This window comes from Nocardia sp. NPDC051929, assembly GCF_044548645.1.
Taxonomy (GTDB): domain Bacteria; phylum Actinomycetota; class Actinomycetes; order Mycobacteriales; family Mycobacteriaceae; genus Nocardia; species Nocardia sichangensis.
On the sequence record NZ_JBIUCG010000032.1, the window covers coordinates 67,059 to 75,216 of the forward strand.

The following is an 8,158-nucleotide window of genomic DNA, read 5'->3' on the forward strand; positions in this document are numbered from 1 at the left end:
GGGGGGGCCGGGGGGGGGGGCCGCCCCCCCCCCGCGCCCCCCCCCCCCCGCGCGGGCGCCCCCCCCCCCCCCCCCCCACCGGGGGCCCGCCAACACCCAGCGCCGCAGGCGCTGGAAAGACAAACACAGCTAGGCTGCTTGCGGACAAACTGGTGCGCGAACCAGTGTGACGGGAGAAGTGTGGAATGAGCGTGCGCAGCTGGCCCCAGGTGCTCGGAACCCTCGCCGACGGTGGCGACCTGGCCGCGGACGACACGGCGTGGGCGATGAGCGAGATCATGTCCGACAACGCCACCCCCGCGCAGATCGCCGCGTTCGGCGTCGCCATGAAGATCAAGGGACCCACGCCCGCCGAGCTGACCGGCCTGGCCAGCGGCATGCTCGAGCACGCCCGGCTGGTGCGGATCGATGGCGACGCGGTCGACATCGTCGGCACCGGCGGTGACCGGTCCGGCTCGGTGAACATCTCCACCATGTCCTCGATCGTGGTGTCCGCGGCCGGGGTACCCGTGGTCAAGCACGGAAACCGGGCCGCGTCATCGAAGAGCGGCGGCGCCGATGTGCTGGAGGCGCTGGGCGTGAAGCTCGCGCTCGGTCCCGAGGCGGTGGCTCGCTGTGTGCGGGAAGTCGGCATCGGTTTCTGCTTCGCGGCCGTGTTCCACCCCGCCCTGAGGTACGCGGGCGCGGCGCGCAGCCAGATCGGCATCCCGACCGTCTTCAACGTGCTGGGGCCGCTGACCAACCCCGCGCAGCCGCGCGCCGGGCTGGTCGGCTGCGCGTTCGCCGACCTGCTGCCCGTGATCGCGGGCGTGTTCGCCGAACGCGGCGCGAGCGCGCTGGTGGTGCGCGGCAACGACGGCCTCGACGAGATCACCACCTCGGACACCACCGAGGCGTGGATCGTGTCGGGTGGACGAACGCGCCGAACCACCATCGATCCGACCCGCATCGGCATCCCGCGGGTCGATCTGGACGCGCTGCGCGGCGGCGACAGCGAGGTGAACGCGGGCGTGGCCCGCGACGTGCTCGCCGGTCGCGGTGGCGCGGTCCGGGACGCGGTCCTGCTGAATTCGGCCGCGGCGATCCTGACCTACGACTGGTCGCGCGGCGTCGGCGATCCCGACGCCGACCTGCACGCCGCGCTCGCGGCAGGCGTCGAGCGCGCCGCCGAGGCGATCGACACGGGCGCCGCCACAGCGTTGCTGGAGCGCTGGGCGAAGTTGACGCAGACGCTCGGCGACAACTGACGCGGGCCGGCTCGGTGCCCGCAGCGATGCCCGGCTCGTGCACGCTGCCGCGGCTTCCGCGCCGACCTGGCCGTGCCGATGCTCCGGCATCGCCGCTGGGGACATGCGCCGACACGCTGACCTGAGCGAGGGCCGTGGCCGGGATCGTCGCGGCCGGTAACGTCGGCCGGACAATTCGGCGCATGCCGAGTCGGGCACCGCGCCGATCGGTTCGACCGACGAGGAGCACCGACATGCGACTTTTTGTTCCGCTACTCGCCGTCCTCGCCACCGCAGGCATCGCCGCCGCCCCAGGAGCGAATGCGGCCGGAGGCGTTTTGTTCGCCGACGGCGTCGTGTACGAGAACCCGGTCGGCTGCGTCGAGGTCGGCGACGGGTCCGACGTGGAGATCCGCAACCGCACCGACGGCGTCGCGCACTTGTACGAGTCGCCGGACTGCTCGGGCGACGTCGTCGTGCTGCCACCGAACGACGGCGCCTATTTCGCCGTGCGCAGTGTTCGGGTGCGGGACTGAGGGACTATTCGCCGAGCGAGAACGCCGCCTCCACTTCAGCGCGCGAATACGACTTGAACGCGATATGGGTCGTGGTGCGCAGGACACCCGGTGTCTTGTCGATCCGGCCGGTCACCACATCGGCGATCTGCTCGTGGTCACGTACCCGCACGATCGCGATCAGGTCCACGTCACCCGCGCAGGAGTAGACCTCGGCGACGCCGTCGGTGTCCGCGACCGCCTGCGCGGTCTCCGGGATGCGGCCGTTGTCGGCGTGGATCAGGACGATCGCGGTAATCATGACGCTCAGCCTAAGCGGTCCAGATAACCTTCCTCGGTCGGTTGGGCGCTGACCGCCGCGTCGGCCAGTTCCGCCCAGCCCAGCCAGCGCGCCGCGCCGAAGAGCGGCTCGTGATACCCGTCCGTGGTCCGCACGATGCGTACGCCGGGCCGGGCCAGCCAGCGTACGACCAGCGCCACTTCCTCGGGGGACGCGCCGCGTAAAGGCGGGGCGTTCTCGACCGGAGACCTGGCGTGGTCCTGCACATGCGGTCCGGCGACCCCGGCCGGAACCACTGTTTCGGCGGCGGCCACGATCTGCTCCACGATGGGCATCGGCGGCACGCCCCGCTGGGCGGTGCCGGAACCGGCCAGGCGGCCGTACCGGATGACCGCGAACTCCCACCCGCCGTCACCGTCGGGATGCGCGGCGATCAGCTCGGCGATGCGCGCCACCGCGGCCAGTCGCTGGGTGCGCCGCAGCGCGCGCACCACTCGCGCCGCGCGATCGCGCAGCCGCGCCGCCGCCTCGAAATGTTCCGCGCGCGAATGAGTTTCGATGCGGTCGAGCATGAACCGGATCGGCGCGTCGCTGCGCCCGGCGAACAACGCGCGCACGAGCGCGGGCGCGGGCGCGTACTGCGCCATGTCCAGCGGCTTTCCCTCGGAGCCCGCTGGACATCCGCCGACCAGGGCGGGCGGGCACTCGTGCGCCGCGTTCCTGGACAGCCGTGCCGTGCAGGTGCGCAACCCGGTGAATTCGGCGATGATCACGCCCAGGTCGGCGGCGTCGTTGCGGGAGTTGAACGGCCCCAACGCGTCCCGGCCGGGCTCGCGCACCACCGAGAACCGCGGGAACGGCTCGTCGGTGAGAGTGAGCCACCAGGCCCGTTTCGGGAATTTCGACCGGCGGTTGTAGGGCGGGGTGTGCGCCACCAACAGCCGCAGTTCGCGCACCGCCGCCTCGAGCGCGTGCGCGCACACCACGTGGTCGACCCGAATCGCCAGCGAGACCATCTCTTTCATCCGCCCTCTGGTCTCCGAACCGGTGAAGTAGTTACGGACGCGGCGGCGCAGGTTCACAGCCGTGCCTATATATAGGACTTCGTCCGAGGGACCGCGGAACAGATACACCCCCGGAGCGGCGGGGAGATCGGCCGCGAGGACGCGTTTGGAGCGCTGCCGGGGCGTGACGTCGGGCAGGTAGTCGAGCAGCTCGGTGAGACTGTGGACGCCTTGGTTCCCGACCCGCGCGATCAGGGCGTGCAGCACGTCGACGGTCGCGCGCGCGTCTTGCAGTGCCCGATGCGTCGGCTGCGTGGTGGCGCCGAGCAGCCGGGCCAGCGAACCCAGCCGCACGGAAGGCGCCTCGTCGCGCCCGAGCACCCGTCGCGCCAGCTTCACGGTGCACAGCACCTGCGCGGCCGGCCATGCGGTGTCGCACTGCGCCGCGGCGGCACGCAGGAACGCCATGTCGAACCGTGCGTTGTGCGCGACCAGCACCGCGCCCGCGGCGAACTCCAGGAAGCCGGGCAGCACCGCCTCGATGCGCGGCGCGGCGTACACCATCGCGGTGGTGATGCCCGTGACGTGCACGATCGCGGGCGGTATCGCTCGTCCCGGGTTGACCAGTGTCGCGAATTCGCCGAGCACCTCCCCGCCGCGCACCTTCACCGCTCCGATCTCGGTGATGCCGTCGGCCCCGGGACTGGTCCCGGTGGTCTCCAGGTCCACGACCACGAAAGTCGTGTCGTACAAGGGAGTGTCGAGCTCGTCGAAAGCCAGCTGCTGGACGGCCGGGCGCGGCACGGGATCGGACACGGCGAGCAGCGTAGGGCCACGGTCCGACAGGAACCGAGCACGCGAATACGCCACGAAATGTCCGAATGACACCGTGGAGATTTCGGGGCGGTACCCGGGAAATGATCTAGAAATGCGGAAAAGAGACCCAGATCACATAAGGTTCAAAACTGTATCAAACATTGCGGCGAGTCCCGCGAAAAGCGATCTCCCGCCCTCGGGCGTGTCGACAACCCCTGGCTCTACGGTGTACGAACGAGCGACCATATCGGAACCTATGGCACATTATCCGCCACTACCTGGGAAAACACTTCGCAGACCCACCCGGGGTAGCCGACCGGTCCACCCCGCCGCGCGACCCTGCCCGAACGCGCGCTCTTGCACGATTACCCCGCCGTTATCTTTTCGTGATTCGGTGGGACGTATCTCACATCCATTAGCCGGTGAAATTGTTGAGCAACCCCATTTCGCTTCGCCGACGCTTTACAAACGACCGTGATGTGTTCGTAACCTTTTCGAGACCTCACGGAGTCCCGCCGCGCCGACCGGTGCGGCGCCGACGAAGTCCGCGGCACCACCGGGTGCGGCGTCGTGAGGCAGATTGGGAGTACCGCATCATGACGACCAACGCCGCCAAGCGTCAGGCGAAGCGCGCTGTTGCCGCCGGGGCCGTCGGCGCTGCCACCATCGGCGCGTTCCTGCTGCCCGCAGCCCCCGCGTCGGCCCAGCCGGTGACCGTCCCCGGCGTGGGAACCTTCGACGTTCCGAACGAGCTGCCGGTTCCGCCGGGCATTCCGGGCGTCGAGCTGCCCGGCCCCGCTCCCCTGCCCTTCGTCGCACCCAAGGCCTCCGGCGACATCGCGCTGGACGCCGCCCTGAGCAAGGTCGGCTCGCCGTACGTCTACGGCGCCGCGGGCCCGGACGCGTTCGACTGCTCCGGCCTGGTCCAGTGGTCCTACCGCCAGGCGGGCATCGAACTGCCCCGCACCAGCGGCGCCCAGCTCGCCGCGGGCAGCCCCGTGTCCCTGGACGATCTGCGCCCTGGCGACCTCGTCTCGTTCTACGGCGGCGGCCACTCCGGCCTCTACGCCGGTGACGGCAACGTCGTGCACGCGTCCACCTCGGGCCAGCCCGTGAAGGTGGCGCCGATCTCCTCCATGCCGATCGCAGGCGCTCGCCGCTTCTGAGAAGCAGCTGGTCGGGCCGCGAGATCGCGGCCCGACCGCACCACGGCCCTGTGATCAATTCGTTCTCTACTGGACATCGATGAGGGCCGTTCCGTAACCTAACCGAGACCTTCCACCGATTACCCCGGGTTCGCCCGGCGCAAACCCTCGGGGTTCGTCGAAGGCTTCCGCGTCGGTTTCGCGAGAGATCGCTGCACGAGAGAACGGGGCACCGCGGGCTGTGGCTGAGCATCACCGGGGACAGCAGACCAAACGTCTGGTGGGAGGGACGCTGGCAGCCGGATTGCTGGCCGCCGGTCTCTACGGCGGCGGCCCGGCCGGAGCGGATCCGGTGGCGCTTCCCTCCACCGCCACGGAGGCGGTGCAGCGGATGATCGATCTGTCTCGTCAGTCCGAACAGCTCAACCAGCAAGCTCTGGGCGTGGAAGCCGAGTTGGACGCGAAGCTCGCCGTCCAGCGTGACGCCGACGCTCGGCTGGCCGCCAGCACCGACCTGGTGAACCAAGCCAGGGACGAGATCCGCCGGTATCGGCCGGTCATCGACCGCACCGCGATCGCCGCCTACCAGGGCGCCCGCACCAACCGCCTGTTCGCCGTGCTGGTCAGCGACTCACCGCAGCAACTGCTCGACCAGATGTCCACGCTGGACGTGGTGTCCGCGCAGACCTCCGAGCAGCTCGACCACTACTCGAAGGCCACCGACGCCGCGACCGCCGCCGAATCGGCGGCCCACACCGCCGCCGACGCCGCCCGGTCCGCCGCGCAGAAAGCCGAGGCGGTGCGCATCGAACTGGAGCACAAGCGCAGCGACCTCGGCGGCGCCATCGCCCAGGTGGTGCAGGCCTGGGGGTCGCTGTCGGCCAAGGACAAGTCCGCCCTCGCCGGATCGCCGTTCCCGCCCGGCTTCGACCGGGACAGTCTCTTGCAGGGCCTCGTCCCCGGCAGCGGGACCAGCGCGCTGGCGGCCGGGCTCACCCGGATCGGCGACCCTTACGTCTGGGGCGCCACCGGTCCGGACCAGTTCGACTGCTCCGGCCTCGTCCAGTGGGCGTTTAAGCAGGTCGGCAAGAACGTGCCCCGGACGAGCTCGCAGCAGGCCACCTACGGCACACCCGTGGCCAAGGAGGATCTGCAGCCCGGCGACGTCGTGTTCTTCTACTCCGACATCTCGCACGTCGGCATCTACGCGGGCAACGGGCTCATGCTGCACGCCTCCACCTTCGGCGTGCCCGTCGCGGTCGCACCCATGAGCTCGACGCCGTTCCATTCGGCTCGGCGATACTAGAGGCCGTGAGCGAGCCAACCAGCGGCACCGCAGTACTCGAAGCCCGACCAACCCGCGACGGGCAACGGTGACCCACCTGGGCGTGCGGCGCGGCGCCTACCCCGTCGGCCGCACAGCCGTATCCCCCGCCGGGGCGCGCCGATGAACGGCATGCGGAGATTGCGCGCGTGGTGCTCGGCCCGGCGACGCTTCGAGTTCTGTCTCACCGTCGCGATGGTGGTGGCACTCACCGGCGTGTGCGTCGCGCTGATCATGTTGCCGAACACGGTGCTGCCGAAACTGCGGGCCGCGGAGCCGGGAGCGACCGAGGCGGTGGGTCAGGCGGCGGCCGCCGATCCCCGGCTGGCCGAGGTGCGGCGCATCGTCGAACCGTTCGGGTCGATCATCGCCCGCCAGGTGCCGACCGGAGACGGGGGACGATCCCTGGTTGTCGGCCATCCCGACCAGCGGATCGAAATCGACGTGCTGGAACGTGAACTCGCCGAGGCCACCGCCGCGGTGACCGACGTCTGGGGTCCCGGCTGGGCGCAGTCCGCGCTGGTCGTCGTCGCCTCGTCGCCCTCCGAGTTCGCGGCCCTGCTGCGCTCACCCGGTCTCCTGCCCGCCGAAGTCGCCGCCGCCTCCGTCGCCGATCCGTTCACGGCGGGCAGTCGGCCCACCGGCCAGCGCGTCGTCTTCGGCCCCGACACCGGACGCCGCCTCGATCCCGAGGGCATGGCCACCCTGCTGCGGCATGAACTCACCCACATCGCCGCTCGCGCCGACACCGTCGACGGCGCCCCGCTGTGGATGCTGGAGGGTTTCGCCGACTACACCGCGCACCACGGGGAGGACCAGCGGTTCTCCGACATCGCTCCCACGCTCACCGCGCATGCCCACGCGGGCCGGATCCCCGAGGATCTGCCGCCCGACACCGACTTCTCCGGCCCCGACGCCGCCTTCACATACGAAAAGGCCTGGTCGATCTGCGCCTTCGTCGCCGAGAAGTACGACCGAGCCCGCCTCGTCCAGCTCTACCACCGCATCGCGGCGGGCAAACAGGACCCCACCACCGAAGACGGCATCCTCCGCGAAGTTCTCGGCACCCCCCGCGCCGATTTCGTCGACGACTGGCGCGAGTGGCTCCGAACCCGATCCGCCTGACCCCTACCGACAGCCGCGAGCGCACCGGTGCGGCGTCCGTTACGTGGTGTCAGCGGACGTCGGCGCGGAATCGGAAGGCGTCGCGCGGCAACTGGTGTCGGCCTGCTCCCGCTGCTGCTCGGCCTACACGCCGGTGGGACATGTGGCGCGATCACGACAACGACGGCGACGATCCCGGCGGCCCGATCCACGGCAGCGCTCCACAAAGCCTGTCCGTCGCCGGCGGTGAGCGAGTCACCCTCGCCAGCGGCGGTGACCGTCCTCATCACCATCGAACTCACCATCCTCATCGAAGGCGGCACTTTCGCCCTATGACCCCCGACCCGGCGCCGCTCATCGTGTCGACCCCGCAACGCCCTCGACGATGAACGACCGACCTTCTCCGTCCTGCCACCCGCTTGCACCAGGCCCGGCGCTCACAGCCAGACGCGCCCAGCGCACCTCAACCGCGACTTTCGAGCGAAGCGAGACCGAGCCTGTTCCGTTCGCGGCCCGGCTCGCGTTTGCGCGGCCGCCGCACACCGAGCGCACCACGAGCACCGAATGGCATCTCCACACCGCACATCAAGCCCTCGAGTTCACAGGCCAAACGCGCCCAGCACACCTCAACCGCGACTTTCGAGCGAAGCGAGACCGAGCCTGTTCCGTTCGCGGCCCGGCTCGCGTTTGCGCGGCCGCCGCGTACGCGACGAAGGAGCAAGCGGCGGCCGCGCAAACGCGAGC

The 8,158-nt window shown here is 70.4% G+C and carries 7 protein-coding genes; 5 read left to right on the forward strand and 2 right to left on the reverse strand.

The annotated features are described in order from the left end of the window. The first annotated feature begins 185 nt into the window (after nt 1–185). Nucleotides 186–1,247 (forward strand): anthranilate phosphoribosyltransferase, encoded by a 1,062-nt coding sequence (gene trpD, locus ACIHAX_RS34390; protein WP_355081463.1) that lies wholly within the window; start codon nt 186–188, stop codon nt 1,245–1,247. A gap of 233 nt (nt 1,248–1,480) precedes the next feature. Continuing rightward, on the forward strand, nt 1,481–1,762 hold the full coding sequence (locus ACIHAX_RS34395) for a hypothetical protein (RefSeq protein ID WP_355081461.1): 282 nt from the start codon (nt 1,481–1,483) through the stop codon (nt 1,760–1,762). A 4-nt stretch (nt 1,763–1,766) separates the two neighbouring features. Here ACIHAX_RS34395 and ACIHAX_RS34400 read toward each other — a convergent pair whose 3' ends face one another. Both ACIHAX_RS34400 and ACIHAX_RS34405 read right to left on the reverse strand, forming a co-directional pair. Then, a complete protein-coding gene (locus ACIHAX_RS34400) occupies nt 1,767–2,042 on the reverse strand; it encodes an Lrp/AsnC family transcriptional regulator (RefSeq protein WP_067800602.1) in 276 nt (91 codons plus the stop codon). A 5-nt stretch (nt 2,043–2,047) separates the two neighbouring features. Beyond that, a complete protein-coding gene (locus ACIHAX_RS34405) occupies nt 2,048–3,841 on the reverse strand; it encodes a DEDD exonuclease domain-containing protein (protein WP_397281777.1) in 1,794 nt (597 codons plus the stop codon). A gap of 596 nt (nt 3,842–4,437) precedes the next feature. Here ACIHAX_RS34405 and ACIHAX_RS34410 point away from each other — a divergent pair. The 3 genes from ACIHAX_RS34410 (at nt 4,438) to ACIHAX_RS34420 (ending at nt 7,435) form a co-directional block, all read left to right on the forward strand. Beyond that, complete coding sequence (locus ACIHAX_RS34410) at nt 4,438–5,007, forward strand: C40 family peptidase (protein WP_355081457.1); 570 nt, start codon at nt 4,438–4,440, stop codon at nt 5,005–5,007. A 220-nt stretch (nt 5,008–5,227) separates the two neighbouring features. Then, nucleotides 5,228–6,292, forward strand: coding sequence for an NlpC/P60 family protein (locus ACIHAX_RS34415; protein ID WP_397281779.1), 1,065 nt, complete (start codon nt 5,228–5,230; stop codon nt 6,290–6,292). Nucleotides 6,293–6,442: 150 nt separating this feature from the next. Next, on the forward strand, nt 6,443–7,435 hold the full coding sequence (locus tag ACIHAX_RS34420; RefSeq protein ID WP_397281781.1) for a hypothetical protein: 993 nt from the start codon (nt 6,443–6,445) through the stop codon (nt 7,433–7,435). The last annotated feature ends 723 nt before the right edge of the window (nt 7,436–8,158 follow it).

Excerpts from the sequence above, each read along its gene's own strand:
- ACIHAX_RS34395 (WP_355081461.1), top strand. The coding sequence starts at position 1,481 with ATGCGACTTTTTGTTCCGCTACTCGCCGTCCTCGCCACCGCAGGCATC.
- trpD (WP_355081463.1), top strand. The coding sequence starts at position 186 with ATGAGCGTGCGCAGCTGGCCCCAGGTGCTCGGAACCCTCGCCGACGGT.
- ACIHAX_RS34410 (WP_355081457.1), top strand. The coding sequence starts at position 4,438 with ATGACGACCAACGCCGCCAAGCGTCAGGCGAAGCGCGCTGTTGCCGCC.
- ACIHAX_RS34420 (WP_397281781.1), top strand. The coding sequence starts at position 6,443 with ATGCGGAGATTGCGCGCGTGGTGCTCGGCCCGGCGACGCTTCGAGTTC.
- ACIHAX_RS34400 (WP_067800602.1), bottom strand. The coding sequence starts at position 2,042 with ATGATTACCGCGATCGTCCTGATCCACGCCGACAACGGCCGCATCCCG.